Annotated in this window: 14 protein-coding genes; 5 read left to right on the top strand and 9 right to left on the bottom strand. The window is 74.1% G+C overall.

Annotated elements, in window-relative coordinates:
- Positions 1–117: 117 nt before the first annotated feature.
- From ACXNSR_RS35880 to ACXNSR_RS35840, 9 genes are all read right to left on the bottom strand, one after another.
- Positions 118–1,101, bottom strand: coding sequence for a hypothetical protein (locus tag ACXNSR_RS35880; RefSeq protein ID WP_458639502.1), 984 nt, complete (start codon positions 1,099–1,101; stop codon positions 118–120).
- Positions 1,098–3,107 (bottom strand): ferritin-like domain-containing protein, encoded by a 2,010-nt coding sequence (locus tag ACXNSR_RS35875; protein ID WP_458639501.1) that lies wholly within the window; start codon positions 3,105–3,107, stop codon positions 1,098–1,100. The genes ACXNSR_RS35880 and ACXNSR_RS35875 overlap by 4 nt, the downstream gene beginning before the upstream one ends.
- Positions 3,108–3,142: 35 nt before the next feature.
- Positions 3,143–4,585 (bottom strand): radical SAM protein, encoded by a 1,443-nt coding sequence (locus tag ACXNSR_RS35870; protein WP_458639500.1) that lies wholly within the window; start codon positions 4,583–4,585, stop codon positions 3,143–3,145.
- Positions 4,582–5,994 (bottom strand): hypothetical protein, encoded by a 1,413-nt coding sequence (locus tag ACXNSR_RS35865; RefSeq protein ID WP_458639499.1) that lies wholly within the window; start codon positions 5,992–5,994, stop codon positions 4,582–4,584. Before ACXNSR_RS35865 ends, ACXNSR_RS35870 begins: the two co-directional genes overlap by 4 nt.
- 72 nt (positions 5,995–6,066) lie before the next feature.
- A complete protein-coding gene (locus tag ACXNSR_RS35860) occupies positions 6,067–7,296 on the bottom strand; it encodes a Dyp-type peroxidase (protein ID WP_458639498.1) in 1,230 nt (409 codons plus the stop codon).
- On the bottom strand, positions 7,293–8,549 hold the full coding sequence (locus ACXNSR_RS35855; protein WP_458639497.1) for a hypothetical protein: 1,257 nt from the start codon (positions 8,547–8,549) through the stop codon (positions 7,293–7,295). Before ACXNSR_RS35855 ends, ACXNSR_RS35860 begins: the two co-directional genes overlap by 4 nt.
- Before the next feature lie 132 nt (positions 8,550–8,681).
- A complete protein-coding gene (locus ACXNSR_RS35850; protein ID WP_458639496.1) occupies positions 8,682–9,884 on the bottom strand; it encodes an NAD(P)/FAD-dependent oxidoreductase in 1,203 nt (400 codons plus the stop codon).
- Positions 9,881–11,278: an FAD-dependent oxidoreductase gene (locus tag ACXNSR_RS35845; protein ID WP_458639495.1), complete on the bottom strand. Its 1,398-nt coding sequence runs from the start codon at positions 11,276–11,278 to the stop codon at positions 9,881–9,883. The genes ACXNSR_RS35850 and ACXNSR_RS35845 overlap by 4 nt, the downstream gene beginning before the upstream one ends.
- The gene (locus tag ACXNSR_RS35840; protein WP_458639494.1) at positions 11,275–12,714 is read right to left on the bottom strand and encodes an FGGY family carbohydrate kinase; all 1,440 of its coding nucleotides are present in this window, start codon (positions 12,712–12,714) and stop codon (positions 11,275–11,277) included. The genes ACXNSR_RS35845 and ACXNSR_RS35840 overlap by 4 nt, the downstream gene beginning before the upstream one ends.
- Before the next feature lie 404 nt (positions 12,715–13,118).
- Here ACXNSR_RS35840 and ACXNSR_RS35835 point away from each other — a divergent pair, with 404 nt between their 5' ends.
- The 5 genes from ACXNSR_RS35835 (at position 13,119) to ACXNSR_RS35815 (ending at position 18,618) form a co-directional block, all read left to right on the top strand.
- Positions 13,119–14,099: a hypothetical protein gene (locus tag ACXNSR_RS35835; protein WP_458639493.1), complete on the top strand. Its 981-nt coding sequence runs from the start codon at positions 13,119–13,121 to the stop codon at positions 14,097–14,099.
- A 260-nt stretch (positions 14,100–14,359) separates the two neighbouring features.
- Entirely contained in the window at positions 14,360–15,784 is a 1,425-nt protein-coding gene (locus ACXNSR_RS35830) for an amino acid permease (RefSeq protein WP_458643483.1), read from the top strand.
- Positions 15,785–15,913: 129 nt separating this feature from the next.
- Positions 15,914–16,507, top strand: coding sequence for a TetR/AcrR family transcriptional regulator (locus ACXNSR_RS35825; protein ID WP_458639492.1), 594 nt, complete (start codon positions 15,914–15,916; stop codon positions 16,505–16,507).
- Positions 16,504–17,340, top strand: a complete 837-nt coding sequence (locus ACXNSR_RS35820) for an alpha/beta fold hydrolase (protein ID WP_458639491.1) — start codon at positions 16,504–16,506, stop codon at positions 17,338–17,340. Before ACXNSR_RS35825 ends, ACXNSR_RS35820 begins: the two co-directional genes overlap by 4 nt.
- Positions 17,341–17,424: 84 nt before the next feature.
- The gene (locus tag ACXNSR_RS35815) at positions 17,425–18,618 is read left to right on the top strand and encodes a D-alanyl-D-alanine carboxypeptidase family protein (RefSeq protein WP_458639490.1); all 1,194 of its coding nucleotides are present in this window, start codon (positions 17,425–17,427) and stop codon (positions 18,616–18,618) included.
- Positions 18,619–18,667: the final 49 nt, after the last annotated feature.

Here is an 18,667-nt window from a genome sequence, read left to right as displayed (position 1 = left end):
GCGGAGTAGGGCAGGGACGGAAGACATGAAAACGTCCGCTGGCTGAAACCTTCTCTTCGTACGGATCTACAAGAGCCTTTGCCGGGGCGTCACATGACCTCTGGTCAATGAACCAGCTCAGCGGCAGGCGTCGATCTCGTACTGCCAGGCGGGGGACGGGAAGGCCTGCGGATAGAGCCGGGCGCACGTGTCCAGATGAGCGCGGAACGCCGTTCGCAGGCGGCGCGCGTAGTGGGTGCACAGGGCCTCCGGGGACGTTCCGGTGGCCGCGGCGTGGACGACCGCCGTGGCCAGAACGGCCGTACGGAGGGCCTGGGCCGTGCCGGTGCCGCTGAGCGGGTCGTAGCGGATGGCGCCGGCGCCGACGAGGAGCCGTCCGGGGGTGTCCGTGCTCGGGGCCGTCGCCGGGGTGCGGTGGAGGCGGGGAGCGGCAGGCAGTGACACTGCGGCGGCGGGTGGTCCCAGGAGCCGGGGGGCGAGGGCGGAACCGGCGAGCAGGCGGCTCAGCAGTTTCTCGGGGTGGGCTGCGGGGCCCGGAACCATGGCCTGGAGCAGGGCGTTGCCCCGGCCCAGCGGAGTGAGGTGGAGCCAGGCGAGTTCGGTGCAGGCGAGGCGGGCGATCCTGTCGTCCTGGCCGGGGGCGAGCGATGTTTCGCCGGCCAGCATCCGACGCCGGCCCGCGGTCCACCGGTCCTCGGGGTGGGAGGCGGCCGTGACCGTCCACTGCGGTGCGCCGCCTCCCCCGGGCGCCTCGCCGACGGCGTCCGGATGGTGTGCGGCGAGGCGGTCGAGCAGCCGGGCGGCGAGCCGGGCTCCGTCCACCACCACGGCCGGGGCTCCGAGGGGCGGGGCGGCCGGATCGGCGCCCCAGTGGGCCCGCCGATGGGTCAGCCGATGGGTGGCGAGGCCCAGTTCGGCCGGCTCGCCGATGCCCCACAGGGAGTGGAGCAGGGCCAGGGTGGACCGGCCCAGCAGGAGCGGGCGCCGGCCCGCGTCCGGGCGCGGGCGGATCCGGACCCGGTGGCCCCGCGCGGCGAGCAGCCAGGCGCAGGTGACTTCGGCCAGCCCGGAGCCGGCGATCTCGACGTCGGCTCGGCTCATCGTGGGCGGAGGGCGGCGATCAGCGCGTCGGTGTCGGCCTGATGGCGGGCCATCATGTCACGTACCCCGTCGACGGCGAGGGCGTTGATGCTCTGCCGCACCGCGTCGCAGGCCCGTGCGGCGGCCAGGGCGGCGCGGCCGTCGCCGAGTTCCGGGCCGGGCGTCCGGGCGGGCACCGACGCGGGAGCGGGAGCGGACGGGGAGGCGGACGCGATCGGCTCACCGGCGGGTACGGGCGCGGCGGGGAGCTCGGTGAAACGGGGTGCGACGCCGCGCGACGCGAGGAGGTGGTTGAGTTCGTGGAGGTTGGACATCGTCCGGCGGGCCTGCTCGATCAGTACCCCGGCCGAGGTGTCGCCCCGTTTCAGCGTGGCCTCCAGGGCGCCCAGCAGCATGGTGTAGTTCAGCGCCGACAGTTCGACCAGCTGGTTGTCCAGCGGAGTGCCGGGATCGGTGCGCAGCGGCCGGAGGTAGTCCTTGGGGGAGAGCTCCGCGAGATGGTTCTTGACCGCGGTGAAGCGGTGGTAGTGGTCGTCGCCCTCGTCGATGATGAGCTTGATGAGGTGCGCCAGCCGGTCCGCCTCCGGGAAGAGTTCCGGGCGGTTGACGATGGTCTCGTGCAGCTTGACGTACATTCCGTCGATGCCCTGCGGGTCGGCGCTCACCGCGCTGGGGCGCTCCAGCGCGATGAACCGGTCCAGTTGTTCGGGTGTGAGCGGCTGCGGATCGAAGCACCGGCCCGTCCGGGGCTGGATGACGGTGTCGTGCCGGGGCGGTTCGAGCCGCGGTGGCCGGCCGAGCGTGCCGAGCAGCTCGTTGACCCATCTCAGGTGACGCATCTCGTCCACCGCGACGGAGAACACCTCCGCGGCGGCCGCGTAGATCTTCCGGACGCGCGCGCCCTCGGGGGTGGCGGGGTCGTGCACGGCCGGGTCGAAGACGGGCGGGGCGTCGAGGGAGTAGTGCGCGTAGAGGTATTCGAGGCAGAGCGCGTGCTCGACGCCGGCGAGCCGTTCCAGTTCCCGGATCACCTGGGCGGGGGTCATCGGCTCGAGTCCGGACCAGTCCGGCAGTTCCATGCTGTCGTCCTCGCGGCCGTTGAGGACGACGGGCAGCACGTTCCAGTTCGCGATCAGGGCGGGGTGGTCGAGTTCCTTGGCGGCGCGGCCCCGGATCGTGGGGATGTCGGGCTCGGGCGGGTTGGTGGTGCGGTCGCGGCGCTGGAAGTTGAGGTTGCGGTGCACCCCGTCGGAGCTGGTGGAGATGTCCGGCTTGGAGGCGGCCCAGTAGTAACAGCCGCATTCGCGGAAGTCGTACTGCCAGGGCGCACAGAGGCTTCGGGTGAGGTCACCGGCCTGGTACACGTCGGGGTCGATGACCCCGTCCGGGTCGAGGTAGCGGGCCCGGTCGGCGAACAGGACGGCCCATTCCAGTACACCGTCCGCGTCGCGCGACACCTCGGTCCGGCCCTGCGTCCGCCAGGCGTTGAGACCGCCGTCCGGTACCCAGAACGCGCCCGGGGAGGTGCTGCCCGGGGTGCGGCCGAGGACGACGGCCACCCGGCCCGGGAGCAGGTCGTGCACCCGGCGCCACAGTTCCAGGCCGGTCCGCTCGGTGGCGTGGAACACGGGCGCGTCCGCCTCTTCCTGATCCACGGTGGTGCGGCCGCACACGGCCCACAGGTAGAGCGGCTGCGGGTCCTGCGGCGTTCCCGTGTCCAGGTCGGCGTCGGTGATGCCCTGGGCTGCGGCGGCGCCGCCCGTGACGGCCAGCACCCGCGATCCGCTCGCGTGGTGGAAGTCGACCGTCAGGCCGGGGAAGAACGCCTTCTCGAGATTGCGCTGGTCGAATTCCAGGCCGGGGAAGCAGTTGTCGACGCCGCTCTCCGGGCGGGAGCCGGACGGGTTGCCGCGGACCACGTGGTCGGCCCGTGCGGTGAGATTGCGCGGGAAGATCTTCCCCTCGGGTACGGGGAGGTCGACGCTTCCGGGAGTGGGGTCGTTCATGGCGGCTCCTTCGGCCGGATGGGGCGGGGCTCGGGTCAGCGGGCCAGGGCGGCCGGATCGCCCGGGAGGTCGGACGCGGTCGGATCGGTGAAGAACTCCGGTGCGGCCTGGGAGAGTTCGACGTAGGCGCGCAGGCAGAAGGCCAGCCAGCCGCGGATGTAGTCGCAGCCGGTCCGGCCGCGCCGGGTGACCTCGTGGTAGCAGCCGCCGCCGCACAGGTAGCGGGCCCAGCAGGACCGGCAGGGCTCGGCGCGGTCCACGTGGCGGGCCGCCAGATGGGCTGCTCTGGCGCCCCGGTCGGGCCCCCCGGTCACCGAGCCCATGGCGAAGGCCGGGTCGTCGACCAGCCGGTGGCAGGCGTAGAGACCGCCCTCGGCGGAGGCGCTGAGGTATCCGGCGCCGGCGCCGCAGGGGTACGGGCGATGGCCGCCGGGGTGCAGTTCGTACATCGCCGTCTGGAAGTTCCCGAAGGGGTACGGGCGGCCCGCCGCCAGTTCGCGCAGCGCCGCTTCCCCGCACTCGACCATCTGTTCCAGGAATCGGGTGAAGGCGGCGGCGGCGATCTCGTACGCGGGGTCCGGGGCGCTCACCACCGCGGCGAAGCCGACCTCGTCGAAGCCGAGGCCGATGCCGTGCTCCAGGATGTCGATCAGCCGCCCGGTGTACGGAGTCACGCTCACCCGGGCCGAGAGGTGGCGCGGCCTTCCGTGCCGTTCCAGCACCTGGAGCCCGGCCCGCAGCCGGTCGTACGCGCTGCCCCCGCCCGGGGCCCGGCGCAGGGCGTCGTGGCCGGCCCGGTCGCCGTCCAGGCTGACGGCCACGGTGAAGGGGTGGGCGGCGAGGAGTTCCGCGTCCGCGGGCCGGACCGTGGTGAGGTTGGTGGTGAGCGCGAAGCGGACGGCGTGCCCGGTGGCGGCTCCGGCCCGGGTCGCGTACGCGACGACCTCGTGCAGCAGGTCACGGGCGAGCAGCGGTTCGCCGCCCATGAACCCGACCACCACCGCCGCTTCGGGGGCGGCCTCCGCGAGGAGCCGGTCCACGGCGGCGAACGCGGTCTCGCGGGGCATGGCCCGGGCGGCGCCGCCGAACCGGCCCTCGTCGGCGTAGCAGTGGCCGCAGCTGAGGTTGCAGGCCTGCATGACGTTGAGCGACAGGGAGGACAGCGGTGGTACGGCGGCCGGGGTGCCGTCGATCCGCGGGGCCGGCATGCCGGCCCCGCCCCACAGCGGCAGGCCGAGTCCGGCGGCGAGGGCGGCGTCCTGGGCCGGGTCGTGGGCGGCGGCGGTCCACCGCTCCAGGCGGTCCGCGGCCTCCTCCGGGAGGTCGTAGATCCGGCTGCCGTCGGCGACGAACAGGTGGGCTCCGCGGGCGCTGCGGAACACCTTGGTCTCGGCGTCGAGGCCGAGCGGTCCGGCTCCGGCGGCGGACCGCGGTTCGCGTTCCGGCGGCCGTCGGCCGATCTGCAGCAGGACGCTCATGTCCCCTCCTCGACCCGGTCGCGCAGCGAAGCGCCCCAGGCCACCAGGAGGTCGTACTGGCGGCGGGTCAGGTGCATGGGGAAGGCGTCGGATCCCCGTACCGCGACCGGCATCCGGCGGTCGTACCAGACGTCTTCGGACCCGGGCTCCCTGATGACCCGGTCGATCAGGCCCGGCTGTTCGCGGAACATGTCCTCGAGGGCCTCCAGCGCGACGAAGCGGCGGTGCCGGCGGCGGCCGCGTTCGGTGAGCGCGAGGATCACCCCCAGCAGGGGTTCCGGCGGGCCGAAGGTCCGGGCCCGGGCCGGGCCGGTGGGAAGGCCGAGGTCCTCGGCCGTGCTCTCGTTCTCCAGCGTCGCCCGGTCGTTCTGGACGTCGACGTTGACGGCGTCCATGGCCTCCAGCACCCGTTCGAACAGGTCGCGCACCTCCAGCGCGGTCAGTTGCGGGTGCTGGGCGACGTAGTCCGGGTCGCGGACCTCGCCGCGCCCGACGCGGTCGGTCAGGCCGTCGGCCAGGGAGGTGAAGGGTCTGCGGTCGGGCGCGAAATCGGGCGGGGTGACGACGATCCGCGCACGGGCCGACTGGCCGCCCGGCAGGGTGACGGTGACCAGCCCGTCGCACACGTCGTCGACCAGGCCGAGGCTCGTTTCCCCGTCCTCCTCCCGCGAACCGGCGAACAGCCCTCCGGGCACGGTGCGCGGGTCGCCCGCGCCGGTGAACTCGCACCACCGTGCGTCCGGGGAGAGGAACAGGCGCTCGGCCGGCAGGACGAACCGCTGGGAGCGCTCCGGGAGGTTCGTGGGGCCGTACACGGCTCCGGTGGCGGGGGTGAAGCGCAGCCGGAGCCCGGGGAACCGGTCGTCGGGTCTGATCACCTGGACGGATCCGAGCGGTACGTGCCGCCCCTGTGGGACCAGCGGCCGGTCGGCCCCCTGCGGCGAGCGCCCCTCCAGCGGCCTGCGCAGGTGGTCGTCACCGGCCAGCTCCACGGCGGCCTCGATCCGGTCGCCCGGCGAGAGGGTGCAGTGGTGCGCCTTCAGATTGGCGACCTCCACCTCCCAGCGCACCGCGGCGAGTTCCGTGCCGGCGGCGGCCAGCACCTCGGTGGTGAGCGGGCCAGTGTGCCGCTCATCACCGACCGTCCAGGCGGCGTGCACCTCGAAGAATGGGCAGAGCGGACGGAAGCCGTCGGCGTCCTTGAAGCGGACGCGGTCCCCTTCCGGCTCCCGCTCCGTCAGGGTTCCGTCCTCGGCGACGTCGAGGGAGGGCCGGGGCTCGACGACGGTCTTGCCGGTGCCGCGCGGCGTCAGGTCGCTCATTCCCCAGCGGTAGTTGTCACAGGGCACGGGGGACGGGCCGAGCCGGGCGAAGGCGAGCGGTGGATGGAGCCAGATCTGTTCGATCACTGTGAGTCTCCGTTTCCTTCCGGGAGCCCGGGATCCGGGGGTCGGGGGAGTCCGGGCAGCGGGGGCGGCTGTTCAGCCGAATACCTCGGCCCCCGGATAGGGGGCTGCGTCCCGTACGGGCGGGACGAGATACGTACCGGCAGCCCGTACCGTCAGCAGCCGTCCGGCCGGTCCGTCCGGGCCGGGCTGCCCGCCGAAGTTGACGCCACCCAGCCAGCCGCGCTGGGTGAGGATGCGCAGCACCCGTTCGGGGCTGTCCTGGAAGCCGACGAAGTTCAGTCCGGCCCGGAAGCCGGGGGCGGCCGCGACCGGTTCGAAGAACTCGTACCCCTGCCGGAACACGCGCAGCGAGCCGCTCTGGTCGGGGTCGGCTGTGCCCGTCAGATTGGCCCGCCGCACGTGGGCGGTGAGCAGCACCGGATCGGCGGTGGGCCCCGGCTCCAGGAACTGCTCGTTGCCGGGCTGGGTCACCTCGGTGGTCCCGGCCACCGGGCAGCCTGCGGCCGGTACGGGCCGCCCTTCGGGGTCGCGTCCGGTGAGCGGGGCTCCGGTGAGCTTGTCCCGGCCGACGAGGAACTCCTGCTGCGCGCGCGGCAGGACGTGCCACTGGTCGAGGTCGACGGCGAGGCGGGCGAAGACCAGGCACGTACCGCCGATCGTCCAGGGGTCGGGGCCCGCGTCGGCCGCTCCGATGCTGATGACCCGTTCCCGGTCGGCGCTGTCCAGGTTGGACACGCCGTCGTGGAAGCCGATCCAGCTGCGGCGGTCGTCGCGCTGGAATCCGGTGTGGATGCCCGCGATCTCCAGCACGGCCGTCCGCGTCTCGCCGGTGCGCGCGCCGCGCAGCAGCTTCCACAGCTCGACCACGGCTCGCGAGACGGCGAGCTGGGTGTCGGCGGTGAGCTGCAGGCAGAACTCCTCGGTGGCGTCGTTGCGGACGACGTCCGGCGCGTAGGACAGGCCCCCGCCGACCAGCAGAGGCCCGCCTCCGGTGGGGCGGGGCGAGCGGAACCGCAGGCGCGGGCCGAGTACGGCCGGGCACGGGAGTTTCGCGCCGGGGATGTCGAAGGACTTCGGGCCGAGGCCGAGCAGGAATTCCAGGCCGGCGCTCGGCACCGGGTGGCCCGGCAGTTCCGGCACGGCGCCGTCGGCGAGGCCGCGCAGCATCGTGGTCACCGCGCGCAGCGCGCCGTCGACGGCGGTGGCACCGGCCTCCGGGTCGGCCCGCAGGAACACGAGTGCCAGATGGCCGGGCGGGCGCCGGCCGGGCCCGTGGTAGATCCCGTCCTGGAGGACGCTCATCTCCCGCCCCGGGGGCGGCTGCCCGCGGGTCCGGGCCCCGCGGCCTCGGCGTCGAAGGCTTCCTTCAGCGGCCCGACCGTGTCGGTGCACACGCTCGCGTCCCGGCAGCGGATGGGCCCGGGCGAGTCGGCGAGGACCACGAAGTCACCGGGCGGTACGGGGGCCGGGGCGCCGAGTGCGACCACCGGGCCCACCTGTACCTGGCGGACGACCTGGTAGCCACCGGTCAGGGGCTCCTCCGCGTCGCCCTCCACCACGGTGATCTCGTCGAGGAAGTGCGGGGCGTCGTCCGGCGGGCCGAACTCCAGCCGCTGGACCAGCCCTTGCCGGCCGCGCCCCAGCCGGATCCACGGGTCCGGGACGGGGCCGCCGTCGAAGAGGAAGACCTCGGAGGTGAACTGCTGGATGTACATGCCCAGTGGATCGGCGAAGGACACGGTCCGGCCGTGGAAGGCGGCGTCCGCCGCGGCCAGGGCGGCGGCCGGATCGGCATGGCGGCAGGACAGGGCTTCGAGCCCGGGCTGCCGGCGGAAGATCTGGTCGCGGCCGGCGGGTTCGAAGCCGCCTGCGGAGTTCCGGCGGGCGTAGGGCTGCGCGCCGAACATCACGATGTAGATCAGGTCGTCCAGCCCGTTGATGGGATGGGCCATGAACAGGGCGTTGACCGCGTTGAGCGAGCCCGCCGGGTCGGCCGGGACTCCGGCGTCGATCAGGTCGCGGTGCTGTCCGTGGCCGGTCAGGTGACGGGCGAAGGCCACACGGCGCTGGGCCGGGGCGAGCGGCCGGGGGTCCGTGACGGCCGGTCCGTAGAGTTCCTGCCAGCGCGGTTCGGTGCCGAGCGTCTCGGTGAGGATCTCCCGCAGGCGGTCCGGGGCGTGCTCGGCGAGCATCAGGTAGTACTCGGGGAGCTCGGTGGTGACCTGCACCCGCTTGGGGCGCATCCGTCCCTCGGTGTCGGCCGCGCTGATGACCGCGTACTCGCAGTACTCGTTGTGCAGGGCGCGTCGGCCGCGTACGCCCCAGTCGGACAGCGTACGGGCCGTGGCGGCGTCGAGGCAGAACTCCGGTTCGGCCGGATTGCCGAACCAGGTGACGGCCACCCGCTCGGCGGCCGGATCGTCGGGTTCCAGGGTGAAGTACCTGCTCCCCAGGTCAGGCTCGAGGGTCCTGAACTGGCGGTCGATCTCCTTGTTCCAGCGGTCCAGGAGATCGGGGGTCAGGTCGTCGGCCAGTCCGGGCACGGAAAACGGCACGTCGGTACCTCCTGACGGGGTGTGACCCCGTAGGTGACGTTGTGAACGACGAAGATCGTGACACAGAGTATCCGCACTTCACGGAAAGTAGTCAAGGGGCGCGCCCGGCAGGCCGGCCCGGGGGCGTGGCCGTCAGCCGATGCCCAGAACGACCGGACCGCCCGACCGCTCGACGCGGTCCGTCCACCCCGGCGGCAGCCTCAGCGACCGCGACGGCGCCGTCCGGACCGGGAACCGCCGTCGCCACAACAGCCGCCCGTCCTGGGCCGCCGTCAGCACCGGGGCGGTCAGCGGCTCCCCCGACCGCAGCAGCAGCGGCCGCCCCGCGGTGTCCGTGAGCCGGTTCGGCACCGCCCACAGCAAGGGCGCCCGGACGACCAGCGGCGGACCGGGCTCCGGCCACGGTGCACCCGAGAGCCGGGCCAGGACCGGGGCCGCGGCTGCGGCGCCCTCCGCGGCCGCGGTGGCCGCGCGTTCCACGCCGTGCAGGGCGTTGCCGACCGCGAAGACCCCCGGCACCGGCGTACGGAAGGACGCGTCCACCGCAGGTCCCCGGGTGCCCGGGTCCAGCGCGATACCGCCGCGGCGCGCCAGCTCGTGGTCGGGGATCCAGTCGCCGGTGAAGACCACCGTGTCGCACGCGAGGACCCCCGAGCGGCCGTCCTCGTGGCGCACGGCAACGCCCGACAGGCGGCCCCGGCCGCGCAGTTCGGCCACCGTCGTGGCCGTGAGCAGCGGCACTCCCGGTACGGAGGCGCCGCGGGCGCGCTCCGTGACGACGGCCACCACCTCCACCCCTGCCCGGCGCAGGGTGCGTACGGCGTGGCGGGCCACCGGCTCCGCGCCCACGACGACGGCCCGTCGGCCGATGTCCTGGCCGTACAGGTGGACCGACTGCTGCAGTTCCCCGGTGGTCAGCACGCCCGCCGGCCGGGAGCCCGGCACCAGCCGGGCGCTGCGGGGGCGTTCGCGGGCACCGGTGGCGAGGACGACCGCCCGGGCCGTGATCCGCTCCAGGCCCGCCGGGCTCGTGGTCTCCAGGGTCAGCGGGCCGGCCCAGCCGGTGGCGCTGACACCGGTACGGACCGTCGCCCCGGCCGCCGTCGCCGCCCGCACGGCCCGCCGCGCGTACGCCGGTCCGGTGAGCCAGGGGTGTGCGGGCCCCCCGAATCCGCCGTGGTGGCAGTGGCGCGGTACTCCGCCCGCGTCCTGCTCGCGCTCCAGGACCTCGACGCGGCCCGCGCCCGCGCCCGCGAGGCGGGCGGCCAGGGCCAGTCCGGCGGGACCGGCGCCGACGACCAGGACGTCGACCGTGCGGTCGCGGTCGCGGCTCATCCGCGGGCCTCCTCGAACAGCGCGCGGACGGCGGCCCCGCAGTGGAAGCCCTGGCAGCGGCCGCCCCGGGCGCGGGTGCGCCGCCGCAGGCCGTCGGGCGAGCCGGGCGGGACGGCCGAGGCCAGCGCGTCGCGGATCTCCCCGCGCGTCACGCGCTCGCAGTGGCAGACGATCCGGCCGTACTCCGGGTCCTTCGCGATCAACTCGGCGTCGCGGTAGGGCCGGAGGAACGCCTCGCCCAGGTTCGGCATCCGCACCGGGGGCCGCTCGCGGGCCCCCGCCATCGGCAGGCCGCCGTCGGCGAGCAGTTCCACGACGTGGGCGGCGATCGCCATGGAGGCCGTCAGGCCCGTCGAGCGGATCCCGCCGACCGTGACGTACCGCTGCGCGGGGTGGGCCCGGATCGCGTAGTCGTCGTCGCCGGTGGCGGCCCGCAGGCCGGCGTACACGGCGGTGACCTCCTCCTCCAGGAGGGCCGGCAGGATCCGTCGGCCCTTCTCCCGCAGCAGCGCGAGCCCCTCGGCGGTCGATCCGGTGTCCGTCTTGTCGTCGAGGTCCTCGGCGGTCGGCCCGAGCATCACCTTCCCGTAGACCGTCGGCGACACCAGCACCCCCTTCCCGAGGGCGCCCGGTACCGGCAGCAGGATGTGCCGTACCAGGCCGCGGGCGAGCTCGTCGAAGACGATCAGCTGGCCGCGCCGGGGCGTCACGGCGAAGTCCGCGTGGCCGAGGAGCCGGTCGATCTCGTCGGCGTACAGACCGGCCGCGTTGACCAGGTGCCGGGTGCGCAGCGGTCCCCGGCTCGTGGCCAGGGTGTGCGTCCCGCCCGGAGTGACGTCCAGGACGCGGCAGCCGAGGTGGAGGTCGACGCCCGCGCGCACGGCCTGGGTGGCGTACGCGAGCGTGGTCGTCCAGGGGCAGATGATGGACTCCCCCGGCACGTCGAGCGCTCCCAGCACCCCCGGTCCGAGTTCCGGCTCGCGGGCCCGCACCTCCTCGGCCGTGATGATCCGGGCCGCGCGGTAGCCGTTGCGTACGGCCTTCTCCGCGAGCCGCGGCAGGGCGGCCAGCTGGTCCTCGTCCCAGGCGACCAGGAGCGCCCCGAGCGGCTCCACCGGGATGCCGCTCTCGGCGGCGTAGGCGGAGAGCAGCCGGTGGCCCTCGCGGACGAGCCGGGACTCCAGGGAGCCGGGCACCGCGTCGAAACCGGTGTGCAGGATGGCGGTGTTGGCCTTCGAGGTGCCGTCACCGACGTCGTCGGACGCGTCGACCAGGGCGATCCGCAGCGGGAGCCGGGCCAGTTCGCGGGCGATCGCCGTGCCCACGACGCCGGCACCGACGACCGTCACGTCGTACTCCCCGCCGGGCAGGGCGCCACCGGTGGTGACGGTCATGCCGGTGCGTCGCCGAGCAGGGCCGAGACCGCCGCGCGGAAGCGGGCGCGGCGCTCCGCCGCCTGCGCGGCGTCGGCCCGAGGCTCGTAGACGGCGGACGGTTTCCACTCCGGGACGGCCTCGGCGACGGTGAGCGAGGGATCGGACCCGAGCCGCGCGACGGCGCCGACGCCGAGTGCGGTGACGTCCGGCAGCGCCGACACTTCCACGGGGATCCCGAGGAGGTCGGCCTGGGCCTGCATGAGCAGCGCGGACCGGGTCAGCCCGCCGTCGACGCGCAGGGTGGTGAGCGGGGCGCCCAGGTCGGTGGCGGCCGCGTCGGCGAGCTCCGCCACCTGGGCGGCGACGCCGTCGCACAGGGCGCGCACCAGGTGCCCGGCGGTGGTGTCGAGGCCCAGGCCGGTGACCGAGCCCCGCAGGTCGCCCCGCCACCACGGGGCGGCGAGCCCGGCGAGCGCGGGGACGAAGGTGACGCCGCCGGCGTCCGGGACGCGACCGCCCACGGTGTCGATGTCGGCGGCGCCGGAGATCACGCCGAGATCGGTGAGCCAGCGTACGGCGGAGGCGGCCGTGTACACCTGCCCGTCCAGGCAGTAGCTGGTCCGGCCGGCGAGCCGCCAGGCCACGCAGCCGACCAGTCCGGAGGTGCTGCGCAGGGGACGCGGGCCGGTCTGCGCGAGGAGGAACGCACCGGTGCCGTAGGTGCACTTGGCGCTGCCGGGCTCGGTGACGCGCTGGGCGAGCAGCGCGGCCTGCTGGTCCACGAGCAGCCCGGTCAGCGGCAGTTCGGGACCGAACGCGGTGGTGGCGCCCACGTGGGTGTCCGCGTCGACGACCTCCGGCAGCCGCTCGCCCGTGAGGCCGAAGGCGTCGAGTGCCGCGTCCGACCAGCGGGTGGTGTCGAGGTCGAGCAGCTGGGTGCGGCCGGCGGTCGCCGCATCGGTGACGAACGCGCCGGTGAGGCGGTGCACGAGCCAGACGTCGCTGGTCGTCACGACGCCGCGCCGGGTCAGGTGACGGCGTATCCAGGCCATCTTGGGGGCGGCGAAGTACGGGTCGAGCGGCAGACCGGTCGTCTCCCGCAGGAGGGTTTCGTGTGCGGCCAGTTCGGTGCAGAGCCCCTCGGCGCGCCGGTCCTGCCAGACGATCGCGTCGGTCAGCGGTTCGCCGGTCGCCGGGTCCCAGGCCAGGACGGTCTCGCCCTGGTTGGCGAGGCCCACCGCCGCCACGGGCTCGCCCGCCGCCGCCAGCGCGGCGCGTCCGGCGTCGACGACCGAGTCCAGCAGTTCGCCGGGGGTGACCTCGACCCGGCCGCCCGGCAGGTAGCGGGGGCGTACGGGGGCGGACCCGGAGCCGATGACCCCGCGTACCGGACAGACGACCAGTGCCTTGGTCCCCGAGGTACCTTGATCGACAGCGAGCACCGGGCCCGTCATCACCACTCCGTCCCTGGTGTCGCCTTGATCGAACGTCCGTCGGAAGCCTGCACCGGCCGACGTCGCCCGTCAAGATCGGCCCGAGGTCGCGTACAGGCCACTGACGCATCCTCATATGGCGATCGTGGCTTGATACTTACGTTCGAACAAGGATCTGGATGCGTATGCTCCTGATCGCCATATAGTGATCGCCGATCAACGGGCAGCGACATCGACCGTGGGTCAACGGCGGGGGTTCGACGAACAGTTCTCGCATGGTTCACGCATCCCTGGCACCGGGCACGGCTGCATCACGGCAGTCGGCGGCCGGATGGACCCACCTTCCATGCGATCCGAGGACTGATGATCACGACCACCGCAGAACGCGCCCGCACGGGCCGCCGCCCGTCGACCGGGACGAGGTGATGGCGGGCAACGACTTCCGGCCCGTCTACCACCCGGCCGGGCACGACAAGGAGCTGCGTTCCGCCGCCCAGGACCTGCGCACCGGCCGCTGGGTCTCCATGGCGCGCTTACTGGAGCGCACCGACAACTGGGGGCTGTGGACCCAGCGCACCCAGGTGCTCGCCGCCGTCTCCGCCGGTTCCGACGTGGTCCAGGCCTGGCGGGCCGAGCAGCCGCACAGCGTCGCCGCGCTCGTGATGCACACGCGCGTCAGCGTCGAACGGGCCGTCCGCGCCCACCGCGCCGGGCACCCCCGCACCGGCGAGCTGTGGCAGGAAGCCTGGTCGACCTGCCGGGAGGCCGCCCGCATCAGCCCCGCCGACCCCGTGCCCTGGGTCTGCCTGCTCGCCCTCGCCCTCCTCGACGAGCAGCGCCAGATGGCCGAGCACCGGATCGCGCCACCCGCTCCCATGCTGCCTCCCGGCCCCTGGGGCATCCTCGCCGAGGTCGACAAGCGCGACCCGTACAACCGCGAGGCCTACCACCGCATGCTCCAGTTCGTGTACGCGGGCGCGCCCGGACCGCTCTCCGAGGCCGCCAACTTCGTCCACTGGGCGGCCGGTTCCGCCCCGCCGGGATCCGCCGTGCACGTCCTGCCGCTCTACGTACGGGTCGAACGCTACCGTCGCGAACGCGGCCAGGAGCGGGCCCTCGACCTGCACTGGGTCGCCGAGGACGCCGTCCGCGACGCCCTTCACGCCCTGGACACCTGGTTCCACCACGCCGATCTGCCGCGCGCCTCCCCGCTCGATCTGAACCAGCTCGCCCATGCCCTGTGGGGAGCCCTCCAGTTCGACGAGGCGGCCCGGGTCTTCGACACGATCGGCCCGTACTGGACCACCCTGCCGTGGGCCCACCGGACCCGCGACCCGGCCGACCGCGCCCTGGCCGAGGAGGTGTTCCTGCAGGCCAGGTCCCGCAGCCTGGCCGGCCGGAACTGACCCCCGCCGCCCTCCCCCACGGCGCAGACCCCTTGCACCACCTGCAGCACCCGCACCGCCAGCACCACCCGGCCGCACCCACACCACCCGGCCGCACCCACACCCCCAGGCACCACCGTCCCCGCGCTTCACAGACCCCCGGAGGTACCGCCGTGTCCAGAACCGATTGGGCCGCCCGCCAGGACCGCAAGGCTCCACCCCAGCAGGACGAGGAACAGCGCCTGCGGGAACTCGGCTACCAGCCCGTCCTCGCGCGCCGGATGGGCGGCTTCGGCAACTTCGCCATCAGCTTCTCCGTCATATCCGTCCTCTCCGGCTGCATGACGCTGTACGGCTTCGGGTTGGGCTCCGGCGGCCCGGCCGTGATGCTGTGGGGCTGGGTCGGCGTGGGCCTCTTCGTGCTCTGCGTGGGTCTCGCCCTGGCCGAGGTCACCAGCGCCTACCCCACTTCCGGTGCGCTCTACTACATGGCCGACCGGCTCGGCGGACGCCGCTGGGGCTGGTACACGGGCTGGCTGAACCTCCTCGGCCTGCTGGGCGCCATCGCCGGCATCGACTACGGCGCGGCCCTGTTCACCGGCGCCTTCCTCAACCTCCGCTTCGGGTTCGTACCCACCCCCGGCTCCACCTTCCTGATCTTCCTTTGCATCCTGCTGCTGCACGCCGCGCTCAACCTCTTCGGCGTCCGCCTCGTCAGCGTGCTCAACTCCATCAGCGTCTGGTGGCACCTGGGCGGCGTCGCCGTGATCGTCGGCGCCCTGGCCTTCGTCCCCGACAACCACCGGTCGGCGTCGTTCGTCTTCACCGAGTTCGTCAACGACACCGGCTGGGCCAACCCGTTCTACGTGGCCGCGGTCGGACTCCTGCTCGCCCAGTACACCTTCTCCGGCTACGACGCCTCCGCGCACCTGTCGGAAGAGACCAGCAACGCCTCCGTATCGGCCGCCAAGGGCATCGTCCGGGCCATCTGGGTCTCCTGGATCGCCGGTTTCGCCCTGCTCGCCGGCCTCACCTTCGCCATCCAGGACTACGCGGCCGTCCAGAACAGCGCCACCGGCGTCCCGCCCGCCCAGATCTTCATCGACGCGCTGGGCTCCGGCGGCGCCACCGCCCTGCTTCTCGTCGTCATCGTCGCGCAGCTCTTCTGCGGCAACGCCGAGGTCGCCGCGGCGAGCCGGATGGTCTTCGCCTTCAGCCGCGACAACGCGCTCCCCGGCTCCGCGCTGTGGCGCAAGGTCAGCGGCCGGACCCAGACGCCGGTGCCGGCCGTCTGGCTCTCCGTCGTGGTCGCGGGCGTACTGGCCCTCCCCTCCCTGTACTCCGCCACCGCCTACGGGGCCGTGACCGCCATCAACGTCATCGGCATCACCCCGGCCTACGCCATCCCGATCTACCTGCGCCTGCGCGCCGGCAACCGCTTCGAGCCCGGCCCCTGGAACCTGGGCCGCTGGAGCAGGCCGATCGGCTGGATCGCCGTCCTGTGGGTGGCGCTCGTCACCGTCCTCTTCTGCCTCCCCCAGAAGTCCCCCGTCACCATCGACTCAATGAACTACGCCGTGATCGCCCTGGCGGTGGTCCTGGTCCTGGCCAGCGTCTGGTGGTACGTCGCCCGCCGTTCGTACGGCACCCCGTCGGCCTACGGCAACGCCCGCGAGCAGGCGGAGATCGCCGAGGACATCGTCTGACCCGCCCCGGCCGGCCGGGGCGCCCGGCGGGCGGCGCACGGCCGGCCGGCGGCGGGCGGGAAAACCGGCTCGCTTTTCTTTTCCTAGGAGTCCTAGACTAAAACTAAGACTCCTAGGAATGGAGGGCGCATGGCACGAGCAGGACTGACGGCCGAGCGGGTGACGGTCGCGGGCGCCGAGCTGGCGGACGAGGTCGGGTTCGACCGGGTCACCATGTCGCAGGTGGCGCGGCGGCTCGGGGTGAAGGACGCGAGCCTCTACGCGCACGTGCGCAACCTCGAGGACCTGCGCGGGCGGATCGCGCTGCTGGCGGCGGACGAGAAGACCCTCCGCATCGCGCAGGCCACGGCCGGACGGGCGGGCAAGGACGCGCTCGTCGCGTTCGCCGGCGCCTGGCGGGAGTACGCCCACGCGCATCCGGGCCGCTACGCGGCGACCCAGAGCCCGATCCGGATCGACCCCGAGCTGGCCGCACGGGCGCCCGGACCGCGCCGCGCGATCGAGCTGACCTACGGCATGCTGCGCGGCTACCGGCTGACGGAGCCCGACCTGACCGACGCGGTCCGGCTGTTGCGCAGCACCTTCCACGGGTTCGTCGCCCTGGAGGCCGCGGACGCCTTCGCGCACGAGCGTGCACCGCAGCTCTCCTGGATGCGCGCCCTCGACGCCCTCCACACCCTCCTGGAGCACTGGCCCCCGACCCGAGAAGGAGACTCCTCATGACCGGCCCGGACATCGGCACCCTGCGCGTGAACGGCGCGACCCTGCACTACGAGGTGCGCGGCCGGGGCCCGCTCCTGCTGCTGGTGCCCGGCGGGACGGGCGGCGCGGCCGCCTTCGACCCCATCGCCGACGACCTGGCCGCCGAGTACACCGTCGCGACCTACGACCCGCGCGGCCTGTCCCGGAGCCCGCTGGACGACCCCGAGGCCGAGCAGTCCGTGGCCGAGCACGCCGACGACGCGCTGCGGCTCGTGGACCTGCTGTCGCCCGGCGCGCCCGCCCGGGTGTTCGGCACCAGCTCGGGTGCGATCGCGGCCCTGCACCTGCTCACCGTCCGTCCCGAACGCCTCGTACGCGTCGTGGCGCACGAGCCTCCGGTGGTGGAGGTACTGCCGGACGCCCCCGATCACCGGCTGCTCCTCGCGCGCGTGCAGGAGACGCTCCGCACCGAGGGGCTCATGCCGGCGATGGCCGTGTTCGCCGCCGGGCTGCGGGGGGACGGCGACGCCGCCGGGCCGGGCCCCGAGGTCCGGCTGCCGCCCCGGGCCGCTGCGCGGGCCGAGCGGACGATGGCCGACCTGCCGTACTTCGTCGGCCGTATCGTCCCCGCCTTCATGTCCTACGTCCCGGACATCGGCCGGCTGGAGACACTGGCGGACCGGCTGACGCCGGCCGTCGGCCAGGACTCCCGCGGCGAACTGCTCTACCGTCCGGCCGCCTTCCTGGCCGAGCACCTCGGTACGGAACTCCTGCACTTCCCCGGCGGACACACCGGCCTGACGACGCACCCCGCCGGGTTCGGCGAGGTCCTGGGGAAGGCCTTCCGCGCGTAGCGGTCTCCGTGTCCGTGCTCCGGCCAACCACCGGTCGGCGTACGTGTCGCTGCGCGCGGCCCGATGCGTTCCTACGCTGGATGAATGAGCATCAGATCCTCCGGGCGCAGGACCGGCGCGGGCGCCGCGGCTCTCGCCGTCGGCGCATCGGTCCTCCTCGCGCCGACGGCCGCCGGCACCACCCGGGCCGAGCCGCTGCCGCCGCGCCCAGCCTCGGCCGTCGACGCCTCACTGCTGCACCGGGCCGGCACCCATGTGCGGGCGCGCCAGGGGGCGCCCGCGCTGCCGGACGACCTGTCCGCCCTGTCGTGGCTGGTGGCGGACGCCGGGACCGGTGCGGTCCTCGCGGCCCACGACGCACACCGCAGGCTGCCACCGGCCAGCACCCTCAAGACCCTCTTCGCCCTCACCGCACTGCCCCACCTGCCCGGCACGGGCCGGCACACGGTCACCGAGGCCGAGCTGGACGAGGTGCCGGAGGGGAGCAGCACGGTGGGTCTGTCCGCGGACCGCACCTACCGGGTGGCCGACCTGTGGCGGGGGGTCTTCCTCAGCTCGGGCAACGACGCCGTGCACGTGCTGGCCGAGATGAACGGCGGCTGGGCCGTCACGTCGGCGCAGATGCAGGCCAAGGCGCGGGCCCTGGGCGCTCGGGACACCACCGTCGTCTCCCCGGACGGGTTCGACGCCGACGGCCAGGCCTCCTCGGCCTACGACCTCGCCGTCTTCGGCCGCACGGGCCTCGCCGACCCCGCCTTCGCCGAGTACGCGGCGACCGCCGACGCCCGCTTCCCCGGCGGCACCAACACCGACGGCAGCCCGACCTGGACGTACGGGATCGAGAACACCAACCGGCTGGTGACCGGTCAGGACGGGCTGGGCCGGTACCCGGGGATCATCGGCGTCAAGAACGGCTACACCTCCCAGGCGGGCTTCACGCTGATCGCGGCCGCCCGCCGGGACGGCCGCACCCTGGTGGCGACGGTGATGAACCCCCAGTGGGGCGGGGCGAACGCCGTGTACGAGGAAGCGCGGTCCCTGCTGGACTGGGGCTTCGCCGCGGCGGGACGGGTCGATCCGGTCGGGTCGCTCGACCCCCCGGCGCCGCCCGCACCGCCGGCGACGCCGCCCGTCGTCGCCGCCCGGACCATCGCGCCGGACGGGCTCGACGTGGGTGCGCCGATGGTCTACGGCCTGTCGGCCGCGTTCGTCGCCGCGGTGGCGGTCCTGACCGGGGCAGGCGTCCTGCGGCGCCGCCGGAGTCACCCGGGACCCTAGCGCGACCCGGCCCGTGGTGCGGCCGCCCCGGCACACGCCGTCCCGGCCG

The sequence above is a fragment of the Streptomyces sp. NC-S4 genome, from assembly GCF_054353315.1.
The sequence above is the reverse complement of the archived record's forward strand: the minus strand, read 5'-3'. Positions and strand labels throughout refer to the sequence as shown.

Bases quoted from the DNA above. Each gene is read 5' to 3' on its own strand.
- ACXNSR_RS35840 (WP_458639494.1), bottom strand. From the start codon at position 12,714: ATGACGGGCCCGGTGCTCGCTGTCGATCAAGGTACCTCGGGGACCAAG.
- ACXNSR_RS35880 (WP_458639502.1), bottom strand. From the start codon at position 1,101: ATGAGCCGAGCCGACGTCGAGATCGCCGGCTCCGGGCTGGCCGAAGTC.
- ACXNSR_RS35815 (WP_458639490.1), top strand. From the start codon at position 17,425: ATGAGCATCAGATCCTCCGGGCGCAGGACCGGCGCGGGCGCCGCGGCT.
- ACXNSR_RS35845 (WP_458639495.1), bottom strand. From the start codon at position 11,278: ATGACCGTCACCACCGGTGGCGCCCTGCCCGGCGGGGAGTACGACGTG.
- ACXNSR_RS35860 (WP_458639498.1), bottom strand. From the start codon at position 7,296: ATGAGCGTCCTCCAGGACGGGATCTACCACGGGCCCGGCCGGCGCCCG.
- ACXNSR_RS35835 (WP_458639493.1), top strand. From the start codon at position 13,119: ATGGCGGGCAACGACTTCCGGCCCGTCTACCACCCGGCCGGGCACGAC.
- ACXNSR_RS35870 (WP_458639500.1), bottom strand. From the start codon at position 4,585: ATGAGCGTCCTGCTGCAGATCGGCCGACGGCCGCCGGAACGCGAACCG.
- ACXNSR_RS35820 (WP_458639491.1), top strand. From the start codon at position 16,504: ATGACCGGCCCGGACATCGGCACCCTGCGCGTGAACGGCGCGACCCTG.
- ACXNSR_RS35875 (WP_458639501.1), bottom strand. From the start codon at position 3,107: ATGAACGACCCCACTCCCGGAAGCGTCGACCTCCCCGTACCCGAGGGG.
- ACXNSR_RS35830 (WP_458643483.1), top strand. From the start codon at position 14,360: ATGGGCGGCTTCGGCAACTTCGCCATCAGCTTCTCCGTCATATCCGTC.
- ACXNSR_RS35825 (WP_458639492.1), top strand. From the start codon at position 15,914: ATGGCACGAGCAGGACTGACGGCCGAGCGGGTGACGGTCGCGGGCGCC.
- ACXNSR_RS35850 (WP_458639496.1), bottom strand. From the start codon at position 9,884: ATGAGCCGCGACCGCGACCGCACGGTCGACGTCCTGGTCGTCGGCGCC.